This window comes from Kribbella polygonati, assembly GCF_050320105.1.
Taxonomy (GTDB): Bacteria; Actinomycetota; Actinomycetes; order Propionibacteriales; family Kribbellaceae; genus Kribbella.
Genome location: NZ_CP190129.1, coordinates 4,930,456 through 4,952,341 on the forward strand (window position 1 = coordinate 4,930,456; position 21,886 = coordinate 4,952,341).

The window sequence follows — 21,886 nt, forward strand, 5'->3', positions numbered from 1 at the left end:
GGCACGACCTTGTGGGTCTGCCTACCTGGCTCGCACCGTACTACGCAAAAGTGTGGCGGATCAGGACGCCTTGGGCTGGACCTTCGACTCGATGACGATCTTGCCGCTGATGATGTCGGCCTTGATCGTGTCCAGCTCCGACTTCACGTCGGCCGGGATCTTGCTGTCGAAGTCGTGGAACGGCGCGATCGCCGTACCGCCGTTCTGCAGCGTCCCGGTGAACTGGGTGTTGTCGAACTTGTTGTCGAGGACCGACAGGACCGCGTCCTTCACGGCCACGTCCATGCCCTTCTCGACGCTGCTCAGCAGGGTCGAGCAGTACTCCGCGGCGCTCACGCAGCCGTCGGTGTCGACCCAGATCGCGTTGACCTTGCCGTTGCTGGCCTTGGCCGCCTGCAGGCCGCCGAGACCCGACGGGCCGGCTACCGGGAACAGGATATCCGCGCCCTGGGTGATCAGGTTCTGCGCGTTGTTCTGGCCCTTGGCCTTGTCCTCGAAGTCGCCCGTGAACAGGCCCTTCTGCTTCTGGTCGTCCCAGCCGAGCACCTGGACGTTCTTGCTCTTCTGCTGGTTGTAGTAGCGCACGCCCTGGGCGAAGCCGTCCATGAAGATGGTGACGGTCGGGATCTGCAGACCACCGAACGTACCGACCTTGCCGGACTTGGTCATCGCGGCGGCCAGGTAGCCGGCCTGGAAGCTGGTCTGCGCGGTGTTGAACAGCAGCGGCTTCAGGTTGGCGATCGGGGCCTTCGGCGCCGAGTCGACGATCGCGAACTTGATGTTCGGGTTCGCCTTGGCGGCCGCCTCGGTGGCGTCCTCGAGCTTGAAGCCGACGGCGACGATGACGTTGCACTTGGCACTGACCATCGCGGTCATGTTCGTCGTGTAGTCGTTGTCCGACTTCGACTCGGCCTTGACCTCAGTGAGGCCCTTCTCCTTGACCGCGTCCTGCAGACCCTTGTAGGAGGTCTGGTTGAACGACTTGTCGTCGAAGCCCCCCGAGTCGGAGACCATGCAGGCCTTGAAGTTCTTGTTGGCGTCACTGCCGCTCGAGCTGTTGTCGGTCGGCTTGCTGCCACAAGCGGCGACGGCGAGCGTCAGCACGCCCACGATCGCCGTTCCCCGCACGTACTTCTTCACCGGACGTCTCCTTCGTCGACCAGAATCCTTTAACCGGCACGCCTTCCCCCACGTACCATCCGCAGACTATAGGGCGCGGCCCGTCTTTCTTTGAACGTCGAGCAGGCCTCGATACCGGAAAGTGACCGGCGTTTCCGTCACATTTCGACAACTTATCCGGCACGGTCACGGGCTGCTGTGCCCAGATCACGGTGCGCACGCTCCGTGGTTACGCTCACGTTCCGTGGTCGGCGCGCTGGGTGAACGGGATGGCACAATCGCGGGATGAGTCATCAGCTGCTGGTCGCGGACGTCCTGGCGCGGGTCGAGTCGGTGCGCGAGGACATGGTCGCCGTACGCCGTGACCTGCACGCCCACCCCGAGCTCGGATGGCACGAGGTACGGACGACCGAGCTGCTGGAGAAGGCCCTGATCGCGGCCGGGCTCACGCCGCGGGTGCTGCCGACCGGTACCGGGCTGATCTGCGACATCGGCGCGGGCGACACCTGCGTCGCCCTGCGCGCCGACATCGACGCGCTGCCGGTGCCGGACGGTGTGGAGGCGCCGTGGCGGTCGCTCGTCGACGGGGTGGCGCACGCGTGCGGGCACGACGTACACACGTCCGCGCTGCTCGGCGCCGCGCTGGTACTCGCCGGGATGGCCCGCGACGGGCAGCTGGACCGGCGCGTCCGGGTGATCTTCCAGCCGGCCGAGGAGGTCATGCCCGGCGGCGCGCTCGGCGTGATCGCCGCGGGCGGGCTGGACGGCGTACGGCGGATCTACGGCCTGCACTGCGACCCCCGGCTCCAGGTCGGTCAGGTCGGCCTCCGCGTCGGGGCACTCACCGCGGCGGCCGACAAGATCCTCGTACGACTCACCGGACCGGGCGGCCACACGTCCCGGCCGCACCTGACCGCGGACCTCGTCTACTCGCTCGCCACCCTGGTGTCGGAACTACCCGCCGCCCTGTCGCGCCGCGTCGACCCGCGCGCCGGCATGTCGCTCGTCTGGGGTCGCATCACCTCCGGCTCCGCCGCCAACGCCATCCCCTCCCGCGGCGAGGCCGAAGGCACCCTGCGGTGCCTGGACGCCAACGCCTGGCGCCTCGCCGAGGAGCTCATCCCGACACTCGCCGCGCAACTGGTCACGCCGTACGGCGTCGAGGTCGACGTCGAGGTCACCCACGGCGTACCGCCCGTCATGAACGACACCACCGCGATCAGCGTCCTCCAGAACGCCGTACAGCAGACCCTCGGCACCAGCGCCGTAGCCCCCACCGACCAAAGCCTCGGCGGCGAAGACTTCGCCTGGTACCTCGAACACGTCCCCGGCGCCATGGCCCGCCTCGGCGTCCGCCCACCCACCCAAGAAACCGCCGCCGACCTCCACACCCCCGGCTTCACCCCCTCCGAAGAAGCCATCACCCTAGGCACCACAATCCTCACCTCCACAGCCCTCCTGGACTAACAAAGCCCACCCGCGAAAGGACACCGCTCCGCGGCGGCTGTCTTTTGCCGCCTCTGGCGGGGTGCGCGGTAGGTACTGCCGCGCGAAGGTACTGGCGCCGGAGACTGCACCAGCGCCTTGGCGGCGATCCGCTGCAGCGCGGCCTCCCCCGCCCAGCGTCCGGCCCCACGCCGAAGAGTGCGGGCGAGGACCTGAGCGAACAGTACGCTTCGTGACGAAGGAACTACCTTCAGCCGAACTTGCCTGCTGTTCTCGCCGACGTCTGAACAGGGAGACTACGTGTCCGAGCTGCGAGGCCGTCGCAGCGGAGACGACCCAAGCGACGAGCACAGCCCCGCCGACCTCGGCGAACCCGACAGCCGAGCTGCCCAACCATCCCGGCCTGCAGACGGCGACATGCACAGCCCAGCGGCAAACCGAGACGCCGCCCGCTCATCAGACGAGCCCAAGACCGAGGACCGCAGGTTGACCGCCCAAGAGAAGCTCGAGCGGCACCTCGACACGCTCTACTGGCCCGGCTACTCCAACTGGTCTGCAACCGATCAAGACGACTCGGTCGACCAGCAGGCCACCACGGACGCACCCGCCATCAAGCCATCAGAGCCCGCGGCAAGACAACACGACAGCCAAGCATCCAGCGACCCTCGTACCGTCGACAAGCCCGCAAGTCCTGAGCCGGAGCCACGCGAAAGATCCGAAAAGGACGACCCGTTCGTCGCCTTCTCTCCAGAACAAAGAGAACGACTGCTGCGAGACGACACCGTGGCCCGCCTCCAATACCTGAATGACCCCGACGACGCCTCCGAATCGCAGGAACGCCCGGCAGCCACACCCGATCCCGATACTTCCCCCGACCGCGGCGCCAGGCCGCCGGTCGACGCCAACCCCACTGACGATTCTGAAGAACAGGCCGCGCAATCGGCAGACAACCCCATGTCCGGCCCTGCCGATCCTTCTGGCACCGAGACCTCGGCGGGCGCCGACCACGAGTTCGTCGACCATTCGTCTCCGGCTGAGATGGATCAGTATCGCCGGATCCGCAAAGCCGACGACCTCGACGCTCTCGCCGACAGCAGCGGTTTGCCGTACGAGGTGATCCACGAGGCCAAACAGCACCTGTTCATGCGCGAGCACGACGTGGCACTCGGCCCCGGAGACATCCGCCACGGGTATTTCAGGCCTGACGCGATCTACGGGGACCTTTGGGAGCGCGTCTCCTCGGGCTCCGAATTGACGGCAGAGAACCGAGCGCAGTTCTGGTCACTGGTGGCACACGAGTACGTCGAATCGAAACTCATGGAAGCCGGCCTGCCGTATCTGTCTGCCGAACCAGGGGCTTGGGGCGAGGGGAACAGAGCGGAATTCCTCGCCGCATATCCGTCGGCACACAACACGGCGCCGCTGAGCACGCAATCGCAAGTCAAGGATCTGCTGCGGCATTGGACGACGTTGGGACTCCCGAGGGACAACCTCCGGGTGGCGCCTGATCTCTCGAATCTGGACGATGTCGTACGAGTAGCCAAGGAAGGACTGGGCCTGTGACGGACACGGCAGCATGCGAGCGACTGCTGGCTCGGCTGGTGGAGGCCGGCTGGGACGACGAGGACGCGGAGGATCGGCATGCCGCGTCTCGGGGGCAGTTGGCAGTCGAGTACTTGCGGCGGATGGCGGTCTGGGCGGACACGTTAGGGGTGCCCGCACAGTGGCCGTTCTTCGACCTGGCAGTGGTGTTCGATCGTGCGGTCGAGACCGATCCGGTCTGGGTGCAGCGGCTCGAGTCCGAGAGCGGACATGAGTTGTGGGAGATGTCGCGGAAGATCGTTCCGGACATGTTCCGCTGGGCGGCCCTGGGTGATCGTCCGCGGCAGCGGTTCCCTGACCTCGACGATCCGTACGAGCCCCTGATCCAGCTGTTCGAACGCGGCGGCGAGATCTGGCCCGGCCACGGCTCGATCGAGTTCTACCTGGGCTCGGTGCCGTACCGCGGCATCGCCGACCGGCTGTCGCAGCCGCCGCTGCCGATCGACCCGGCAACGCTCGACGCCCTGGACGAGGCCTATCGGATCAAAGCGGAAGAGTCCGTCGCAGAAGCGGCCGCCCGACGTGCCCAGCGAGCAGCTGAACAGACTCAGCGGCCGCCGAAATGATCCCGCCGCTCCAGGTTGGCCCTCTGCTGGAGTTGGGGCGAGCCGTGCGGGCTGGTATCCGGTGGTGGGAGTTGAGTAGGATGATGGTGTGACTGATAAGGACAAGCTCTCGGTGACGGTGGATCCCGATGTTGCGGCTGCTGCTCGGGCCGCTGTGTCCTCGGGGCGGGCCGGCAGTGTCAGTGCCTGGGTGAACCAGGCACTACATCGTCAGGTCGATCACGAGCGCCGGCTGGACGGGCTGGAGCGGTTCGTCGCGGCGTACGAGGCGGAGAACGGCATCATCACCGATGAGGAGATGTCGGACGCGGCCCGCTCGGCGCGGGCCGGAGCGATTGTTGTCCGGGGCAAGCGTTCGCACGGCGCCGCATGACGCTGGTGTTCGACGCCGGTGCGTTCGTTGCTGCCGAGCGTGGAGATCGGCAGGTGATGGCGCTCTTGAAGGCGGAGTTGCTGGCCGGGCGTACGCCGGTTACTCATGGTGGCGTGGTGGGCCAGATCTGGCGGGGCGGGCAGGGGCGTCAGGTGCCGGTCGCTCGCTTGCTCGATGGCGTGGAGGTAGTACCGCTCGACGACGAGCTTGGTCGGCAGGCGGGCGTGCTGCTCAGGCACACAGGCGGGCGCGATGTCATCGATGCCGCCGTGGTGCTGCTCGCACGTGACGGGGACACGATCCTCACCTCGGATCCCGGCGACCTGGCATCGCTGGCCGCCGAGGCCGACATCCATCTCGAACTCGCGAACGTCTGATCGGCGGGCCGGCTCGGGTAACCAGGGCGACGACCGTCGCCTGAACTCCGACGCGTCAGCGCCGTGCGGGGTGATACGCGCGCCACGGGCAGCCGATCGTACAAGCCCGCCTCGACGGTATCGCCGTCGTGGTCACGCAGGCGTCTCCGTTCTACGCCCACCCATCCAGCAGCCCTCCACGGCACCCGGCGCCAGCACCTCCGCCCGGTGATACCAGCCCGCGCACCCGCCGAAGGCGGCAACAAACAGCCGCCGCGCAGCGGTGACCGCTCCGCCTGCACCACCGTCAAGCCCGTCACCACAACACACGGCGCCACCACCCGGCCCGGCAACACCTCCCTGCGCACCCGCCGAAGGCGGCAACAGACAGCCGCCGCGGAGCGGTGTCGATTAGAAGGTGTCGGCGGGGACGTAGGAGCCCCAGACTTCGCGGAGGGTGTTGGAGACTTCGCCTACGGTGGCTTGGGATTTTAGGGCTTGTTTCATCGGGTAGAGGCAGTTTTCGTTGCCTTGGGCAGCTTTTTTGAGGGCGGCCAGGGCTTCGTCGACGGCTGCTTGGTCGCGGGTGGCGCGGAGGGTCTTCAGGCGGGCTACCTGCTGGGCTTCGATGGCGGGGTCGACGCGGAGGGGTTCGTACGGTTCCTCGTCGGCGATCGTGAACTTGTTCATGCCGACGACGACCCGCTCGACGGAGTCGATCTGCTGGGCGATGCGGTACGCCGAGCGTTCGATCTCCTGTTTCTGGAAGCCTTGCTCGATCGCGGCGACGGCGCCGCCGTACTCCTCGACCTGTTCCATCAAGGAGACCGCGGCGGCCTCGACCTCGTCGGTGAGGGACTCGACGACGTACGAGCCGGCGAAGGGGTCCACGGTCGCGGTCACGTCGGTCTCGTAGGCGAGGACCTGCTGGGTGCGGAGCGCGAGGCGGGCCGCCTTCTCGGTCGGGAGGGCGATCGCCTCGTCGTACGAGTTGGTGTGCAGGGACTGGGTGCCGCCGAGGACCGCGGCGAGGCCCTGGATCGCGACCCGGACGAGGTTGACCTCGGGCTGCTGGGCGGTCAGCTGTACGCCGGCCGTCTGGGTGTGGAAGCGCAGCATCAGAGACTTGGGGTTGCGCGCGCCGAACTCGTCCCGCATCACCCGCGCCCAGATCCGCCGTGCGGCGCGGAACTTCGCCACCTCCTCGAGGAGCGTCGTACGCGCGACGAAGAAGAACGACAGCCGTGGCGCGAACTCGTCCACCTCGAGCCCGGAAGCGACCGCGGCCCGCACGTACTCGATCCCGTTCGCCAGCGTGAAGGCGATCTCCTGCGCGGGCGTCGCACCGGCCTCGGCCATGTGGTACCCGGAGATCGAGATCGTGTTCCACTTCGGCAACTCGGCGTGGCAGTACGCGAAGATGTCGCTGATCAGCCGCAGCGACTCCTTCGGCGGGTAGATGTAGGTGCCGCGGGCGATGTACTCCTTCAGTACGTCGTTCTGGATCGTGCCGGTCAGCTTGTCACCGGAGACGCCCTGCTCCTCGGCCACCAACTGGTACAGCAGCAACAGCACGGATCCGGGCGCGTTGATCGTCATCGACGTCGACACCTGGTCCAGCGGGATCTTGTCGAACAGCACCCGCATGTCGTCGATCGAGTCGATCGCCACGCCGACCTTGCCGACCTCACCGTGGGCGATCGGGGCGTCGGAGTCGTACCCCATCTGGGTCGGCAGGTCGAACGCCACCGACAGCCCCATCGTGCCGTGGTCGATCAGCTGGTGGTACCGCTGGTTCGACTCGGCCGCGGTGCCGAACCCGGCGTACTGGCGCATCGTCCAGGGCCGCTGGGTGTACATCGTCGGGTACACGCCCCGGGTGTACGGGTACTGCCCGGGCGCACCGAGCTTGGCCGCCGGGTCGAACCCGTCCAGCGGCTCGTACACCGGCGCGAACTCGAACCCCGACTCGCTGCGATGACTCATCCCCCCAAGGTATTCCGAACCACCGCCCGACTGGTATGCACCAGCGCACGTCGCCCGTGTGTGCTCCAGCACACGCCTGCGATGGATTCCACCTCCCTCCACGAAAGGCCGCCCGATGTCGCAGCACGCTCCGAGCCCCACCTCCCCGCGTCGCGCGGTCTGACCGTTCGTGCTCGCCGGTGTGCTGGCTGTCCTGCTCGTCGGAGGCGCCGCGACGTTCTTCCTCGGACGGCGGGACGCCCCGACCGCGGCCGTCTCGCCCGACTCGGTGCAGACACTCGCCGACGGGGTCTCGGTAGGCGGCACGACGACCGGCGCGGCGAAGACGCTCGCCGACACGTTGACCGCGCGCGGGCTCGAGTGCAGTGTGCGGTTCACCAGCGCGAACGGCGGCCACGCCGGCTGCTTCGCGGCGGTGAACGGTGCGTCGGTCGCGGTCGTGTACCAGTATCAGCCGGACGGCGCGGTCAACGCGCTGACGATCAACGTGGAGGCCAAGGGTGAGACCGCGCCGACGCTCCAGGCAGTAACCGCGGCGGTCGGCCAGGTCGTGTTCCCGAAGGACCTCCCCGGGTTGATGTCCACGCTGCGCAACAGCTGGGGCGGCGCGCTGGAGGCGAGCTGGGGCAAGTACGAGATTGTCGGCCGCGGAGCGAAGACGGTGCTGAACGCCGAGAAGTTCGGCAACAAGCAACTCGCCATCCCGTCGCTGCACCTCGACACCACCGAGACCGAGTTCGCGGATGCGCTGACCGCCGACGGATACACCTGCGCGGCCGATCACCAGACCTGCCAGCGCAAGCCCGGCCTCGCGCTCAAGTTCTCCGGACCGGACGACGGCGGCCTCACCTACCTCGTCACCACAGCGGCTGCCGGCGCCGAGACCGGCAAGGCGTTCGAAGAACTGCGCGGCACCGTCTTCGGGCATCTCCGCGGCGCCGCGGTCGCACCCGTGCAGGAGTGGATCGGCCGGAACCTCGACGGCCGGTCGCACATCGCGTATGTCGCGGGCTGGCGGGTGAGCCTCGAGGTCTCACCCGCGAAGCAGACCCGGCTGACCCTGTTCAACGAGTGGTTCTTCCTGCAGATGACCTGAACTCATTTCCGGAACGTGAGTGCCTGCGGGGACAGGTGTTCGTGGACGTCGCAGGCCAGGTCGGTGAGGGTGTCGGCGAGGGACTGGTCGGTGAGGCGGCCGTAGGTCATGACGCAGAGTTGGGCCTGGCGGGCGGATTGGAAGATGAAGTGGGCCCGCTGTGCGCGCTTGTCGTTGGTGAGGAAGGCGGTCATCGGCGGTGTCAGCACGACCTTGGCGAAGTCCGGGCGGGGCGTGCCGGTGGCGAAGAGGGCGTCGTACGCCGGGTCTCCGGTCAGGTACTCGTCGTCGAAGCGCGCGATCATCCCGGGCGGTGCGAGTGCCTTCGGGACCGTCATGCATTCGGGCCACGTCGTCGGTACGTCGATCTTCACGCAGACGGCCCACCGGTGCTGCCGCCACAGCGTGGTGACGTGTTCGTACCGCTCGAGGTGGTACCCGCGGTGGTCGAGCTTCTGCAGGAACGCGATCGCCCCGCTCGGCGACTCCCCCAGCAGCGCCGGCGGCGCCGTCGAGATCGGACCGTCGCCCGGGCCGCCGCCCTCCAGCGCGAACGCCGGGATCAGTTCGAGCAGCCGGCCCGCGAAGTCCGCGAGCGCGCCGAGCTCCGGCGGGGCGCTCACCTTCCCGTCCCGCCAGACGACCAGCGTGGCGCCGTCGATCCGGAAGTGCGGCGGCTCCGGGTCGTCCAGCAGCAGCTCCATCACCTGCGGGGTCACGACGTCCGAGGCGAACTTCCGGTCCTCGCCCTGGACCCGGAACCGCTCGTTGAACCGCCCGCTCTCGAACTCGATCCCGTGCCCGCGGACCACGTCCTCCGGCGCGGAACGGCGTACCGTCAGCGCCGGCAACGCGCTCGGCAGCTCGACGACGGCGGCCGCGCAGATCCCGCTCCGCAGGCCGCTCGACCCGGTCGACGACGACTGCGGCAGATCAGGCGTGTAGTACCAGCTGAACTGCATCAACAGCCCCGGCCGGCCCGCGATCGTGTTGCCGGACAACAGGTCCTGTACGTCGTGGCTGGTCCCCTGATCGAACGGCGTACCGCGAAAGCGGTCCAGCAGCCCGTCCGACCCGGTCGTGTACCGCCAGCCGTTCCGCGTCCCCCACCAGCTGATCAGGTTCTTGTCGCGGTCCCGTTCGCTCGCCCGGCTGCCCCACCACCACAGCAGCGCGCCGAGCACGACCACTACCGCGACCACGATCCCCAGAGTTCGCATACGACCAACCAAGCACAGCCCGGGTGCGAGTCAGCGGAGCTGGGCGGAATAGCGGTGTTCGGGACGTCCGGTGGCTCCGTACGCGAGGTCGAGCTCAACCAGGCCCCGCTGGACCAGGATGGCCAGGTACCGCTGCGCGGTGGGCCGGCTGACCCCGAGCGTCTCCGCCACGTCCGCCGCGCTGACGGAGGTCGCCGCCCGGGCCACCGTGTCGAGCACCCGCGCCATCGTGGCCGGCAGGCGGCGCCGTTGGCGGGCGTCGGCCGCCGGTGAGCGGAGCATGCTGTACAGCGTGTCGACGGTGTCCTGGTCAGCCTCCCGGGTCTCGCTCAACCGGAGCCGCCAGTGCTGGTACGCCTCGAGCTGCTCGCGCAACGCCGGAAACGCGAACGGCTTCACCAGGTAGTAGATCGCGCCCAGCTGGATCGCCGCCCGGACCGACTCGATGTCGCGGGCAGCGGTGATCAGGATGAAGTCCGGTACTCCGGTCTCGGCAGGTTCGGCGGCGAGCTGCCGAACGAGGTCGAGACCGGTCCGGTCCGGCAGGTACATGTCGAGGAGCAGCAGGTCCGGCGCGACCGCACGGATCGACTCGTACGCCTCGGCCGCCGAGTGCGCCTCGCCGACCACGACGAAACCCGGGACCTTCGCGACGCTCCGGGCGTGCGCGTGCGCGACGTGGAAGTCGTCGTCCACGATCAGGGTCCGGATCACGACACCGTCTCCTTCGCCCTGGTCCACAGCGGCAGCCGTACCTCGAACCTGGCGCCGGCCGGCGACGTCGCGGTGATCGTCCCGCCGGCCCGTCGTACCAGCCGGTGGACGAGCGCGAGGCCGACGCCGCGCCGCATCCCGCCGTCGCGCGGTTCCTTGGTGGAGTACCCGTCCACGAACACGTCGTCCAGCCGGTCCGCGGGGATCCCCGGGCCGGTGTCGGAGACGACCAGGTGGACATCGGAGGTGCTGCCGTCCAGCTCCACCGTCACCCGTCCGCGTGGGTGCGACGACGCCGCCGCACCGGACACGGCATCGACGGCGTTGTCGATCAGGTTGCCCAGCACGGTCAGGAGTGGCGTGTAGTCGAGGTCGCCGGCCGGCAGTTCGCTGCCCGGGGTGAGGCGTACCTCGACGTCCCGCTCGGCCGCCACCGTCGTCTTCGCGATCAGCAGCGCCGCGACCACCGGTGGCCCGATCCGGGACCGGACGACGTCCGCCGCCAGCGACGACTCCCCGATCACCTCCTCGGCGTACGCCGTCGCCTCCTCGACCTCGCCGATGCCGAGCAGCACCGACAGGACGTGCAGGCGGTTCGAGTACTCGTGCTCCTGCGCCCGCAGCGCCGTGGTCAGGGCTTCCACCGAGTCGAGCTGGCGAACCAGGGCCTCGAGCTCGGTCCGGTCCCGGATCGTCACCACCCAGCCCGCGTTCCGGCCGGCCACGATCACCGGCATCCGGTTCAGCACCAGAAGATTGTTGTCCGTGACAACCACCATGTCGCTGCCCGCCACCGCGCCGGACAGCAGGTCCCGCAGCCGTCCCGCCGGGACGAGTTCCGGGAGCCGTTGGCCGAGCTGTGCGGCCGGGAGGTCCAGCAGCCGCCGGGCCTCGTCGTTCAGCACGTTCACCCGGCCGTCCGGGTCGAAGGCGATCACGCCTTCGCGGATGCCGTGCAGCATCGCCTCGCGCTCCTGCACCAGCCCGACGATCTCGGCGGGTTCGAGGCCGAAGGTGACCCGCTTGATCGCGTGCGCCAGGATCAGCGACGCGGCCACACCGATCGCCAGCACCAGTGCGGTGTAGAAGACGACCGGCCAGACGACCTGGCCGACCCGGGCCGAGACATCGCTCTCCCGGATACCGACCGACACCTCGCCGATCGGCGCACCGGCCGCGTTCCGCACCGGGACCCGGGCGTTCGCCGACCGGCCCAGGCTGCCGTTGTCAACGCCCGTGTGGACCTTGCCGTCGAGGGCCACCACGGGCTCCTCGACCCGCTGCCCGATCAGGGCGGCGATCGGATGCGTGTACCGCACCCCGTCCGCGCCGATGACGACGACGTACGACGCCCCCGTGTCGGCCACCACGTGATCGGCGGCCGCACGCAGTTCGGCCCGTACGCCGGGGTCGGTCATCGCCTGCGCGACCAGCGGCAGGTCCGCCACCGAGGTGGCGATGCCGGCGGCCCGTTCCTCGGCGTTCCGGTCGGCCGTCTCCCGCGTCACCGACACGTACAGCGCCAGCCCCGCCGCCATCGTCAGCCCGACGATCGCGAGGACGGCAAGCAGTATCCGGGACGCCAGGGTGGCCCGTTGGAATCTCACGTTCCACCTTCCTTCCGGCGGCTGCGATCACCCCAGAGTGGCTGAGAAGAACGCACAAAACCACGGCTATCGCGACTAACTTGCGCAACGCGGACAAGGGTTCCGGCCGTTGCCGCCTGCTTCCTAGTGTGACGCCACTCACGACTGAAGGAGCAGACCATGACGGCCATCGAGCTTCGCGGGGTGACCAAACGGTTCCGCACCGCCGACGGCGGAACCTACACCGCGCTGAAGGATCTGGACCTGACCGTGGCCGACGGCGAGTTCTGCGCCGTCGTCGGTCCGACGGGTTGCGGCAAGTCCACCACGCTGACGCTGGTGTCCGGGCTGGAGGAGCCGTCGGCGGGCGAGGTACTGGTGGAGGGCCGGACGGTGACCGGGATCGCCCCCACGACCGGCTTCGTCTTCCAGCAGGACGCGGTGTTCCCGTGGAAGAACGTGCTGGACAACGTCGCCGCGGGACCGCTCTTCCGCGGCACCCCGAAGGGCGAGGCGCGGTCCCGCGCCCGGGACTGGCTGCGCCGGGTCGGGCTGGCCGGGTTCGAGGACCGGTACCCGCACCAGTTGTCCGGCGGTATGCGCAAGCGGGTGGCGCTGGCCCAGTCGCTGATCAATCAGCCCCGGATCCTGCTGATGGACGAGCCGTTCAGCGCCCTCGACGTACAGACCCGTTCGATCATGTCGACCGAACTGCTGTCGTTGTGGGACCAGACCAAGCCTGCCGTCATCTTCGTCACGCACGACCTGGAGGAGGCGATCGCGCTCGCCGACAAGGTCGTCGTACTCACGGCCGGTCCGGGCACGGTGAAGGCCGAGTTCGCCATCGACCTGCCGCGGCCGCGGGTCGTCCAGGAGATCCGGTTCGATCCCCGGTTCGTGGCGCTGTACGGGCACATCTGGGAAGCCCTGCGCGCCGAGGTCGCGGAGGCGTACGCCCGCAGTACCGCGATCGAGGTGGCAGCGTGACCCGCCGGCGGCCGTGGACGCCGCGGCGCCGGCTGGTCCTCGCGCTTCGGATCGGCGTGCTCGTGCTCTGGCTCGGCGGCTGGGAGGTCGCCGCGCGCACCAAGCTGATCGACCCGTTCTTCTTCGGCCAGCCGAGCGCGGTGTGGTCGCAGATCGTCACCTGGGTCACCCAGGGTACGGCGCAGGGCAGCCTCGGCGAGCAGATCTTCGTGACGATGGAGGAAGCCGTGATCGGCTTCGTCATCGGTGTACTGGCCGGCGTCGTGGCCGGGATCGCGCTCGGCCGGAGCCGGCTGCTCGCGGACGTACTGGCGCCGTACATCAAGGTGATGAACTCGATCCCGCGGATCGTGCTGGGCTCGCTGTTCCTGGTGGCGTTCGGGCTCGGCCTCACCTCGAAGGTGCTGCTGGTGATCGTGCTCGTCTTCTTCGGCGTGTTCTTCAACGCGTTCCAGGGCACGCGGGAGGTCGACCGCAACCTGCTGGCCAACGCGCGGCAACTGGGCGCGTCCCGCTGGCAGGTCACCCGCCAGGTCGTGCTGCCGTCGGCCTTCACCTGGATCCTGGCCAGCCTGCACGTCAGCTTCGGCTTCGCGATCATCGGCGCGATCGTCGGCGAGTTCCTGGGCGCCGAACGCGGCCTCGGGATGCTGATCAAGACGGCCCAGGGCAACTTCAACCAGAGCGGCGTACTGGCCTGCATGGTCCTGATGGCCGTGGTCGCGCTGCTCGCCGAATTCCTGATCACCCGGCTGGAGCGGCGGCTGCTGCGCTGGCGCCCCGCGCAGCACGGCGACACCGAGCTCGCCGCGGCCTGAACCACCCACCACAGAAGGAGAAAGTCATGAAATCACGTACCGCGGTGGTCACCTCGATCGCGTGCGCCGTCGCACTCGGCCTGGCCGGCTGCGCCAACAACGCCCAGGGCGGCTCCGGACAGGTGGTCGCCGGATCCAGCTCCAGCGCCAGCGGCGAGAAGGTCACGATCATGGTCGGCGGACTGGACAAGCAGATCTACCTGCCGTTCATGCTGGCCAAGCAACTCGGGTACTACGACAAGGCGGGCGTCAACGTCAGCCTGATCGGCGAAGGCGCCGGCGTCGACGCCACCACCGAGATGATGGCCGGCAAGGTCCAGGGAACCGGCGGGTTCTACGACCACACGATCGCGCTGCGCGCCCAGGACCAGAGTGCCGAGTCGGTCGTGTCGATGCTGCAGGTTCCCGGCGAGGTCGAGCTGTGCCGATCGGATCTGAAGGGCACGGTGAACAGCCCCAAGGACTGGAAAGGCAGGCATCTCGGCATCACCGACGTCGGCTCGTCGACCGACTTCCTCACCCAGTACCTCGGTACCCAGAACGGCATCGACCCGTCCCAGACGACCCGGATCGGCGTCCAGGCGGGCAACACGTTCATCGCGGCCATGCAGCACAAGCAGATCGACTGCGGCATGACCACCGAGCCCACGGTGTCGAAGCTGCTCGCCGACGGGACGGCGTACATCATCGAGGACATGCGGACCGCGGCCGGCGCGAAGCAGTCGCTCGGTGGCACCTATCCCGCCACCTCGCTGTACATGCAGACGAGCTGGGTGCAGTCGCACAAGGACGTCGTACAGAAGCTGGTCAACGCGTACGTCGCCACGCTGAAGTGGATCCAGACTCACACGGCCGCCCAGATCGCGGACATGATGCCGCCGGACTACTACGCCGGCGTGGGCAAGGCGTCGTACACGGCGGCGCTGAACAGCGAGAAGGGCATCTTCAACCCGACCGGCATCATGCCTGCCGACGGCCCGAAGACCTGCCTGGCCGTACTGGGAGCCTTCAACCCCAAGGTCAAGGGCAAGGCGATCGACCTGACGAAGACGTACACCAACGAGTTCGTCCAGGCGGCGCAGCCCCTCAGCTGACCTGGATCGGCCGCCGGGTGGTCACCAAGTGGCCACCCGGCGGCCCTTGAGCTGTCGACAGGGCATCGACGCCGTGTCACGAGAGTGTCGCCCAGGGTTCATGAGCGGTGAGGAACCTTCGAAGTGTGCGAATCGTGATGGTGGCCGAGACCTTCCTGCCGCAGATCAATGGCGTGGCGAACACGGCGCGCCACGTCGCCGACCGGCTCCGCGCCCGCGGGCACGACCTGCTGATCATCGCCCCCGGACCCGGCCCCGACACGTACGGCGACGTCCCTGTGCTGCGCGCCCGGAGCTTCCGGACGCCCGGCTACAAGGAGTACCCGGTCGGCCTGCCGGATCCGTCGATCGAGCGCGCGATGGCCGACTTCCGGCCGGACCTCGTGCACCTCGCGTCGCCGTTCATCATCGGCGCGTACGGACTGCGCGCGGCGCGCAGACTCGGCGTACCGACGGTCGCCATCTTCCAGACCGACATCGCCGGCTTCGCCCGCCAGTACCCCTGGTACGCCGCCGCGGACCGGGGCATCTGGCGCTGGGTGACCCGCACGCACTCCCGCGCCGACCGCACGCTCGCACCGTCGACCTCGGCCGTCGACGCGCTGGTGCAGCGCGGCGTCCCGCGGGTCCACCGGTGGGGCCGCGGCGTCAACCTCGACCTCTTCGACCCATCGCACCGGGACTCCCAGTGGCGCCGGGAGATCTCGCCGGACGGCAAGCCGATCGTCGGGTACGTCGGCCGGCTGGCCGCGGAGAAGAAGGTCCGGCGGCTCGCGGAACTGACCGACCTGGACTGCCGGATCGTCGTCGTCGGCGACGGGCCGGACCGCGCGTCGCTGGAGAACGCGTTGCCGACGGCAACCTTCCTCGGAATGCGCCGGGGCGCCGACCTGGCCTCGATCTTCGCCGGCCTGGACGTCTTCGTCCACACCGGTGAGCACGAGACGTTCTGCCAGACGATCCAGGAGGCGCAGGCCTCCGGCGTCGCCACCGTCGGCCCGGCCGCGGGCGGCCCGCTCGACCTGATCCACCCCGGCGAGAACGGCCTGCTGTTCGAACCCGGCAAGCCCGGATCGCTGCGGGACGCCGTGAAGACGTTGCTCGACCACCCGACGGCCCGCGGCCGGATGGCGGCGAGCGGCCTGCAGCGGGTCCAGTCGCGGACCTGGCCGGCCGTCGTCGACGACCTCGTCGACCGGCACTACGCCGAGGTACTCCGGGACGCCGCCGCCGTACGGCGGGTCGCATGAGTCGGCTCCGGATCGCCCAGCTGGCGAACTTCGTCGGGCCGACGTCCGGCGGGATGCGGACCGCGATCGAGCACGTCGGCCAGGGGTACGTCGAGGCCGGCGCCGACCGGATCGTGATCACGCCGGGCGAGAAGGACGTGGTGGTCGAGACCGAGCTCGGCACCGTGGTCCGGGTGAAGGCGCCGAAGGTGAGCGGCGGGTACCGGCTGATCACCAACCCGTGGACCGTGATCGACATCCTGAAGAAGTTCCAGCCGACGACGGTCGAGATCTCCGACAAGTCGACGCTGCTCCCGGTCGCCCGCTGGGCCAAGCGCAACGACATCGGCACGGTCCTGTTCAGCCACGAACGCCTGGATGCGATGCTCGCGCTCGGCGCCGCGCGGCCCGGTCAGCTCGGCGGGAACGACGTACTGCGGCCCGGCCGGATGCTCGGCGACCGTCAGCTTCGGTGGGGCGCTGACGGGGTGAAGTACAGCCAGCTCGGCGTCGTCGCCACCGTGTCCGCGCTGTACAAGATCCTCGGCCGGACGTACGACGCCGTCGTGGTGACGTCGCGGTACGCCGCCGCCGAGTTCGACGAGGTGACGACGCCGCTGGTGCGGATCCCGCTCGGGGTCGACCTGGACACGTTCCACCCGTCGCTGGGCGCGCCGGCCGACGACGGCGTACTGAAGCTCGTGCACGCCGGGCGGTTGTCCCGGGAGAAGAGCCCGCACCTCGCGGTCGCCACCGCGGCCGAGCTGCACCGCCGCGGCGTGAACCTGCGGATGGACGTGTACGGCACCGGCCCGCACCTCGACGAGCTGCTCGAGATCGCGGGCGACGCCCCCGTCCACTTCCACGGGTACGTCGACGGCCGCCGTACCCTCGCCAAGCACCTCGCCGAGGCCGACATCGCGCTCTCCGTCTGCCCCGGCGAAACCTTCGGCCTGGCCGTCCTGGAGGCGCTCGCCGCCGGCACCCCGGTCGTCACCGCGAACACCGGCGGCGCCCGCGAACTCGTCGACGAGACCTGCGGCCGCTGGGCCCCCGCCAACCCCTCGGACCTCGCCGACGCCGTCCTCTCCCTCGCCGCCCACCCCGGCCGCCGTCCCGCGGCCCGCCGCCGGGCGGAGCTCTACACCTGGCAAACCTGCACCAACCGGATGCTCACCCTCCACAACCGGCTGGCTCAGGGGCGGCTCGCGGCCTGAGCGGTACCGAACGACAGGAGGTGTCGGCTGCTCGTCGCACTTCCGGCGCCTGACTGAGTCTGCGCTTCACCCCGGAAGGCCAACACCTCCTGTCGTTCGGTACCCGTCTCACGTCAGGTGGTCGTAGTCGCCCCTGACCCAAGCGGCATGACGGTCGGCTGAGCGGCGGACGACCGCCTTGGCGTCGGTGGGGATGGAGGCGCCGAAGTTGTTGTAGAGGCGGTCGTAGTCGAACGGGTCCAGGGAGCGGGCGACCCGGTCGACGACGGCGCCGGAGAGCGGGATCCGGTTCGGGTAGCTGCGCATGAAGCTGACCGAGGTACGGTCCGGGTTGGCGAAGATCGTGTCGCCGGACAGGATCACTCCCTTGCCGTCGGCACCGTTCGCCCAGTGCACGACCGCGCTGCCGGGAAAGTGGCCGCCGGGTTGCAGGACGGTCACGCCGGGTAGCGGGGTGAGTTGCCCGGACCAGGTCCGGATCACCTCGTCCTGGCGGGCCACCCACTCCTTGTCGGCCTCCGCGACGTACACCGGTACGTTTCCGAGGCGGTGGCTCCACTCGACCTGGACGCCGTACATGTGCGGGTGGCTGGCGATGATCGCGACCACCTCGCCGAGCTCGCGGACCCGGCGTACGGCGTCGTCGTCGACGTAGCCGATCGGGTCCCAGAGCAGGTTTCCGGCGGTCGTTGTCAACAGCATCGACTGCTGGCCGATGCCGATCGGCGGCTTGGAGCGGAGGCCGTACAGGCCGGGCTCGACCTCGTCGATCGTGACCTCGGTACCGGCCAGTTCGCCGAGCGTGGTCCAGTGCTGCCCGTCGGCCGGTACCCACTGCCGTTCGTCGGCGCAGATCGCGCACACCTCGACCTGCTCGGAGTGCTCGACCGCACAGGTCGCACAGATCCAGAAACTCACCGTGTTCTCCTCGTTCGTCATACGCAAAGCCAACGAACTCAAGTCAAGTTGAAGTCAAGCCGTCCGTCGAGGGCCACTCGCGTCCCGGACGGATGGGCCATCGACGCGACGGATCTCACACCTGTGAAGACCTTTCGGCCCTTACGGCGGGATTAGCATCGAACCGACCTGGATTTCGCCAGGTTCTCGGGTCCGATCGGAGGACGGGTTTGCCCAGCAAACCAGCCGGCACGCTCTACCGCGGCCGGGAGGGCATGTGGTCATGGGTCGCGCACCGGATCACCGGCGTCGGGATCTTCTTCTTCCTGCTGGTGCACGTGCTGGACACCGCACTCGTCCGGGTCTCGCCGCACGCCTACAACGAGGTGATCGGCACCTACAAGAACCCGGTCATCGGTCTCCTCGAGGTCGGGCTGGTGGCGGCGATCCTGTTCCACGCGTTCAACGGCATCCGGCTGATCCTGGTGGACTTCTGGGCCAAGGGCCCGCGTTACCAGCGGCAGCTGATGATCGGTGTGCTGGTGCTCTGGGTGGTCCTGTTCGTGCCGTTCGTCATCCGTCACCTCTCGCACGTCTTCGGAGGCTGACATGACCGACATCGCCGCACCGCGGACCAGCAGCCGCCGCTCCAACTTCGAGCTGTACAGCTGGCTGTTCATGCGGCTGTCCGGGCTCGCCCTGGTGATCCTGGTGCTCGGGCACCTGTTCGTGAACCTGATGCTCGGCGGCGGGATCACCGCGCTGGACTTCGGGTTCGTGGCCGGCAAGTGGGCCAACCCGCTCTGGCAGGTCTGGGACCTGCTGATGCTGTGGCTGGCCATGCTGCACGGCTCGAACGGCCTGCGCACGATCATCAACGACTACGCCGAGAAGGACCAGACCCGGTTCTGGCTGAAGGCCCTGCTGATCACGGCCGCGATCGTGGTCGTGGTTTTCGGCACCCTGGTGATCTTCACCTTCGACCCCTGCCTCGACCCCAACTCCACGTTGTCGGTCTGCAAATAGTAAGGACGTCATGCAGGTCCATCAGTACGACGTAATCATCGTCGGCGCGGGCGGCGCCGGTATGCGCGCGGCCCTCGAGTCCAGCAAGCGCACCCGGACCGCCGTACTCACCAAGCTCTACCCGACCCGCTCCCACACCGGCGCGGCCCAGGGCGGCATGTGCGCCGCGCTGGCGAACGTCGAGGAGGACAACTGGGAGTGGCACACCTTCGACACGGTCAAGGGCGGTGACTTCCTGGTCGACCAGGACGCGGCCGAGGTGATGTGCAAGGAGGCCGTGGACGCGGTCCTCGACCTGGAGAAGATGGGGCTGCCGTTCAACCGGACCGCCGAGGGCAAGATCGACCAGCGGTTCTTCGGCGGCCACACCCGCAACCACGGCGAGGCCGTCGTACGGCGCTCCTGCTTCGCGGCCGACCGTACCGGCCACATGATCCTGCAGACGCTCTACCAGCAGTGCATCAAGCAGAACGTCGAGTTCTTCAACGAGTACTACGTTCTCGACCTGCTGATGACCGACGGCAAGGCGAGCGGCGTGGTCGCGTACGAGCTGGCCACCGGCGAGCTGCACGTGTTCTCGGCGAAGTCCGTGATCTTCGCGTCCGGCGGCTTCGGCAAGGTGTTCCGGACCACGTCCAACGCGCACACGCTGACCGGCGACGGCATGGGCATCGTGTGGCGCAAGGGCCTGCCGCTGGAGGACATGGAGTTCTTCCAGTTCCACCCGACCGGCCTGGCCGGGCTCGGCGTACTGCTGTCGGAGGCGGCCCGTGGTGAGGGCGGCATCCTGCGGAACAAGGACAACGAGCGGTTCATGGAGCGGTACGCGCCGACCGTGAAGGACCTGGCGCCGCGGGACATGGTCGCCCGCGCGATGGCGAACGAGGTCCGCGAGGGCCGCGGCTGCGGGCCGGACGGCGCGTACGTGATGCTCGACCTGACCCACCTGGAGCCGGCGCACATCGACGCGAAGCTCCCCGACATCACCGAGTTCGCGCGTACCTACCTGGGCGTGGAGCCGTACACCGAGCAGATCCCGGTGTTCCCGACCGCGCACTACGCGATGGGCGGCATCCCGACCAACATCAAGGGCGAGGCGCTGGCCGACAACGAAGCGGTGATCCCCGGCCTGTACGCCGCGGGCGAGGTCGCCTGCGTCTCCGTCCACGGCGCGAACCGGCTGGGTACGAACTCGCTGCTGGACATCAACGTGTTCGGGCGGCGCGCCGGCATCGCGGCCGCGGAGTACGCCGAGACCGCCTCCTTCGAGGAGCTTCCCGAGGACCCGTCTGCGTACGTCGTCGACCTGGTCGAGGGACTGCGGAACTCGACCGGCGAGGAGCGGATCGCCGCGATCCGGTCCGACCTGCAGGCCACGATGGACCTGAACGCGCAGGTGTACCGGACCGAGGGCTCGCTCAAGCAGGCGCTCACCGACATCGAGGCGCTCAAACTGCGCTACGCGAACGTGGCCGTCCAGGACAAGGGCAAGCGGTTCAACACCGACCTGCTCGAAGCCGTCGAGCTGGGCTTCCTGATCGACCTGGCCGAGGTGCTGGTCGTCGGGGCGCTGGCCCGCAAGGAGTCCCGCGGCGGGCACTTCCGCGAGGACTACGACAAGCGCGACGACGTGAACTTCATGCGGCACACGATGGCGTACCGCGAGGTCGACAGCGACGGCAACGAGACCATCCGGCTCGACTACAAACCGGTCGTGCAGACCCGCTACAAGCCGATGGAGCGCAAGTACTGATGGACGTCAAGGTCAAGATCCTCCGGTACAACCCCGAGGTCGTCGACGAGGCCGAGTGGAAGACGTACTCGGTCACGCTCGAGCCCACCGACCGGGTCCTCGACGCGCTGCACAAGATCAAGTGGGAGCAGGACGGCACGCTGACGTTCCGGCGGTCCTGCGCACACGGTGTCTGCGGCTCCGACGCGATGCGGATCAACGGCCGGAACCGGCTCGCCTGCAAGACCCTGATCAAGGACCTGAACCCGGAGAAGGAGATCACCGTCGAGCCGATCAAGGGGCTCGCGGTGCTCAAGGACCTGGTCGTCGACATGGACCCGTTCTTCGAGGCGTACCGCTCGGTGATGCCGTTCCTGATCACCGACGGTCACGAACCGACCCGGGAGCGGATCCAGTCGCAGGCCGACCGGGACCGCTTCGACGACACCACCAAGTGCATCCTGTGCGCGGCGTGTACGACGTCCTGCCCGGTGTTCTGGTCCGACGGGCAGTACTTCGGCCCGCAGGCGATCGTCGGCGCGCACCGGTTCATCTTCGACAGCCGCGACGAGGGCACCGAGCAGCGGCTGGAGATCCTGAACGACAAGGAAGGCGTCTGGCGCTGCCGGACCACCTTCAACTGCACCGAGGCCTGCCCGCGCGGCATCGAGGTCACGAAGGCGATCCAGGAAGTCAAGCGAGCGCTCATTTTCCGCCGGGTCTGAGCTTGCGCTCTGCTCACGGTAAGATTCTCCCGCCGACCTGACCCTGCCTTGCGGGGGAGATCTCTGCCTTGGGGGGTGACAGTGGAGCCGCGCCTGC

General features: G+C 68.6%; 21 protein-coding genes. 15 read left to right on the top strand and 6 right to left on the bottom strand.

The genetic code is table 11. The features are described 5' to 3' along the window. Nucleotides 1-60: 60 nt before the first annotated feature. A complete protein-coding gene (locus tag ACQHIV_RS23360; RefSeq protein ID WP_427885124.1) occupies nucleotides 61-1,140 on the bottom strand; it encodes a BMP family lipoprotein in 1,080 nt (359 codons plus the stop codon). A 264-nt stretch (nucleotides 1,141-1,404) separates the two neighbouring features. On the opposite strand from ACQHIV_RS23360, the gene ACQHIV_RS23365 reads away from it, so the two are divergent. The 5 genes from ACQHIV_RS23365 to ACQHIV_RS23385 all read left to right on the top strand — a co-directional run bounded on the left by ACQHIV_RS23365 (nucleotide 1,405) and on the right by ACQHIV_RS23385 (nucleotide 5,483). Then, nucleotides 1,405-2,586 carry an amidohydrolase gene (locus ACQHIV_RS23365; protein ID WP_427885125.1) on the top strand — a complete coding sequence of 394 codons (1,182 nt, stop codon included), beginning with the start codon at nucleotides 1,405-1,407 and terminating at the stop codon, nucleotides 2,584-2,586. Between the two features lie 279 nt (nucleotides 2,587-2,865). Further along, a complete protein-coding gene (locus ACQHIV_RS23370; RefSeq protein ID WP_427885126.1) occupies nucleotides 2,866-4,128 on the top strand; it encodes a hypothetical protein in 1,263 nt (420 codons plus the stop codon). After that, nucleotides 4,125-4,733: a hypothetical protein gene (locus tag ACQHIV_RS23375; RefSeq protein WP_427885127.1), complete on the top strand. Its 609-nt coding sequence runs from the start codon at nucleotides 4,125-4,127 to the stop codon at nucleotides 4,731-4,733. Before ACQHIV_RS23370 ends, ACQHIV_RS23375 begins: the two co-directional genes overlap by 4 nt. Nucleotides 4,734-4,821: 88 nt before the next feature. Further along, complete coding sequence (locus ACQHIV_RS23380; RefSeq protein WP_427885128.1) at nucleotides 4,822-5,106, top strand: hypothetical protein; 285 nt, start codon at nucleotides 4,822-4,824, stop codon at nucleotides 5,104-5,106. Further along, nucleotides 5,103-5,483, top strand: a complete 381-nt coding sequence (locus ACQHIV_RS23385) for a PIN domain-containing protein (protein WP_427885129.1) — start codon at nucleotides 5,103-5,105, stop codon at nucleotides 5,481-5,483. The genes ACQHIV_RS23380 and ACQHIV_RS23385 overlap by 4 nt, the downstream gene beginning before the upstream one ends. 390 nt (nucleotides 5,484-5,873) lie before the next feature. Here the strand turns inward: ACQHIV_RS23385 and ACQHIV_RS23390 are convergent, their stop codons facing one another. Beyond that, nucleotides 5,874-7,448, bottom strand: coding sequence for an acyl-CoA mutase large subunit family protein (locus ACQHIV_RS23390; RefSeq protein ID WP_427885130.1), 1,575 nt, complete (start codon nucleotides 7,446-7,448; stop codon nucleotides 5,874-5,876). A gap of 181 nt (nucleotides 7,449-7,629) precedes the next feature. Between ACQHIV_RS23390 and ACQHIV_RS23395 the strand changes: the two genes are divergently transcribed. Beyond that, the gene (locus tag ACQHIV_RS23395) at nucleotides 7,630-8,544 is read left to right on the top strand and encodes a hypothetical protein (protein WP_427885131.1); all 915 of its coding nucleotides are present in this window, start codon (nucleotides 7,630-7,632) and stop codon (nucleotides 8,542-8,544) included. A gap of 2 nt (nucleotides 8,545-8,546) precedes the next feature. Here ACQHIV_RS23395 and ACQHIV_RS23400 read toward each other — a convergent pair whose 3' ends face one another. Genes ACQHIV_RS23400 through ACQHIV_RS23410 form a run of 3 tightly spaced genes read right to left on the bottom strand, consistent with a single transcriptional unit; the run spans nucleotide 8,547 to nucleotide 12,085 of the window. Next, nucleotides 8,547-9,764 (bottom strand): hypothetical protein, encoded by a 1,218-nt coding sequence (locus ACQHIV_RS23400; RefSeq protein ID WP_427885132.1) that lies wholly within the window; start codon nucleotides 9,762-9,764, stop codon nucleotides 8,547-8,549. Nucleotides 9,765-9,794: 30 nt separating this feature from the next. After that, on the bottom strand, nucleotides 9,795-10,478 hold the full coding sequence (locus ACQHIV_RS23405; protein ID WP_427885133.1) for a response regulator transcription factor: 684 nt from the start codon (nucleotides 10,476-10,478) through the stop codon (nucleotides 9,795-9,797). Beyond that, a complete protein-coding gene (locus ACQHIV_RS23410; RefSeq protein ID WP_427885134.1) occupies nucleotides 10,475-12,085 on the bottom strand; it encodes an ATP-binding protein in 1,611 nt (536 codons plus the stop codon). The genes ACQHIV_RS23405 and ACQHIV_RS23410 overlap by 4 nt, the downstream gene beginning before the upstream one ends. A 159-nt stretch (nucleotides 12,086-12,244) precedes the next feature. On the opposite strand from ACQHIV_RS23410, the gene ACQHIV_RS23415 reads away from it, so the two are divergent. The 5 genes from ACQHIV_RS23415 (at nucleotide 12,245) to ACQHIV_RS23435 (ending at nucleotide 17,409) form a co-directional block, all read left to right on the top strand. After that, nucleotides 12,245-13,051, top strand: coding sequence for an ABC transporter ATP-binding protein (locus ACQHIV_RS23415; protein ID WP_427885135.1), 807 nt, complete (start codon nucleotides 12,245-12,247; stop codon nucleotides 13,049-13,051). Then, the gene (locus ACQHIV_RS23420; protein WP_427885136.1) at nucleotides 13,048-13,869 is read left to right on the top strand and encodes an ABC transporter permease; all 822 of its coding nucleotides are present in this window, start codon (nucleotides 13,048-13,050) and stop codon (nucleotides 13,867-13,869) included. Before ACQHIV_RS23415 ends, ACQHIV_RS23420 begins: the two co-directional genes overlap by 4 nt. A 26-nt stretch (nucleotides 13,870-13,895) precedes the next feature. After that, on the top strand, nucleotides 13,896-14,963 hold the full coding sequence (locus tag ACQHIV_RS23425) for an ABC transporter substrate-binding protein (RefSeq protein WP_427885137.1): 1,068 nt from the start codon (nucleotides 13,896-13,898) through the stop codon (nucleotides 14,961-14,963). 125 nt (nucleotides 14,964-15,088) lie between these two features. Further along, nucleotides 15,089-16,213: a glycosyltransferase family 4 protein gene (locus tag ACQHIV_RS23430; RefSeq protein ID WP_427885138.1), complete on the top strand. Its 1,125-nt coding sequence runs from the start codon at nucleotides 15,089-15,091 to the stop codon at nucleotides 16,211-16,213. Further along, nucleotides 16,210-17,409, top strand: a complete 1,200-nt coding sequence (locus ACQHIV_RS23435) for a glycosyltransferase (RefSeq protein WP_427885139.1) — start codon at nucleotides 16,210-16,212, stop codon at nucleotides 17,407-17,409. The genes ACQHIV_RS23430 and ACQHIV_RS23435 overlap by 4 nt, the downstream gene beginning before the upstream one ends. 108 nt (nucleotides 17,410-17,517) lie before the next feature. Here ACQHIV_RS23435 and ACQHIV_RS23440 read toward each other — a convergent pair whose 3' ends face one another. Beyond that, the gene (locus ACQHIV_RS23440) at nucleotides 17,518-18,348 is read right to left on the bottom strand and encodes an MBL fold metallo-hydrolase (RefSeq protein ID WP_427885140.1); all 831 of its coding nucleotides are present in this window, start codon (nucleotides 18,346-18,348) and stop codon (nucleotides 17,518-17,520) included. Between the two features lie 188 nt (nucleotides 18,349-18,536). Between ACQHIV_RS23440 and sdhC the strand changes: the two genes are divergently transcribed. The 4 genes from sdhC to ACQHIV_RS23460 are packed head-to-tail and all read left to right on the top strand — an operon-like array spanning nucleotide 18,537 to nucleotide 21,789. Further along, nucleotides 18,537-18,914, top strand: a complete 378-nt coding sequence (gene sdhC / locus ACQHIV_RS23445) for a succinate dehydrogenase, cytochrome b556 subunit (RefSeq protein WP_380192218.1) — start codon at nucleotides 18,537-18,539, stop codon at nucleotides 18,912-18,914. 1 nt (nucleotide 18,915) lies between these two features. After that, on the top strand, nucleotides 18,916-19,332 hold the full coding sequence (locus ACQHIV_RS23450) for a succinate dehydrogenase hydrophobic membrane anchor subunit (protein ID WP_427885141.1): 417 nt from the start codon (nucleotides 18,916-18,918) through the stop codon (nucleotides 19,330-19,332). 10 nt (nucleotides 19,333-19,342) lie between these two features. Then, nucleotides 19,343-21,085, top strand: coding sequence for a succinate dehydrogenase flavoprotein subunit (sdhA, locus tag ACQHIV_RS23455; protein ID WP_427885142.1), 1,743 nt, complete (start codon nucleotides 19,343-19,345; stop codon nucleotides 21,083-21,085). Further along, nucleotides 21,085-21,789 carry a succinate dehydrogenase iron-sulfur subunit gene (locus ACQHIV_RS23460; RefSeq protein ID WP_427885143.1) on the top strand — a complete coding sequence of 235 codons (705 nt, stop codon included), beginning with the start codon at nucleotides 21,085-21,087 and terminating at the stop codon, nucleotides 21,787-21,789. Before sdhA ends, ACQHIV_RS23460 begins: the two co-directional genes overlap by 1 nt. Nucleotides 21,790-21,886: the final 97 nt, after the last annotated feature.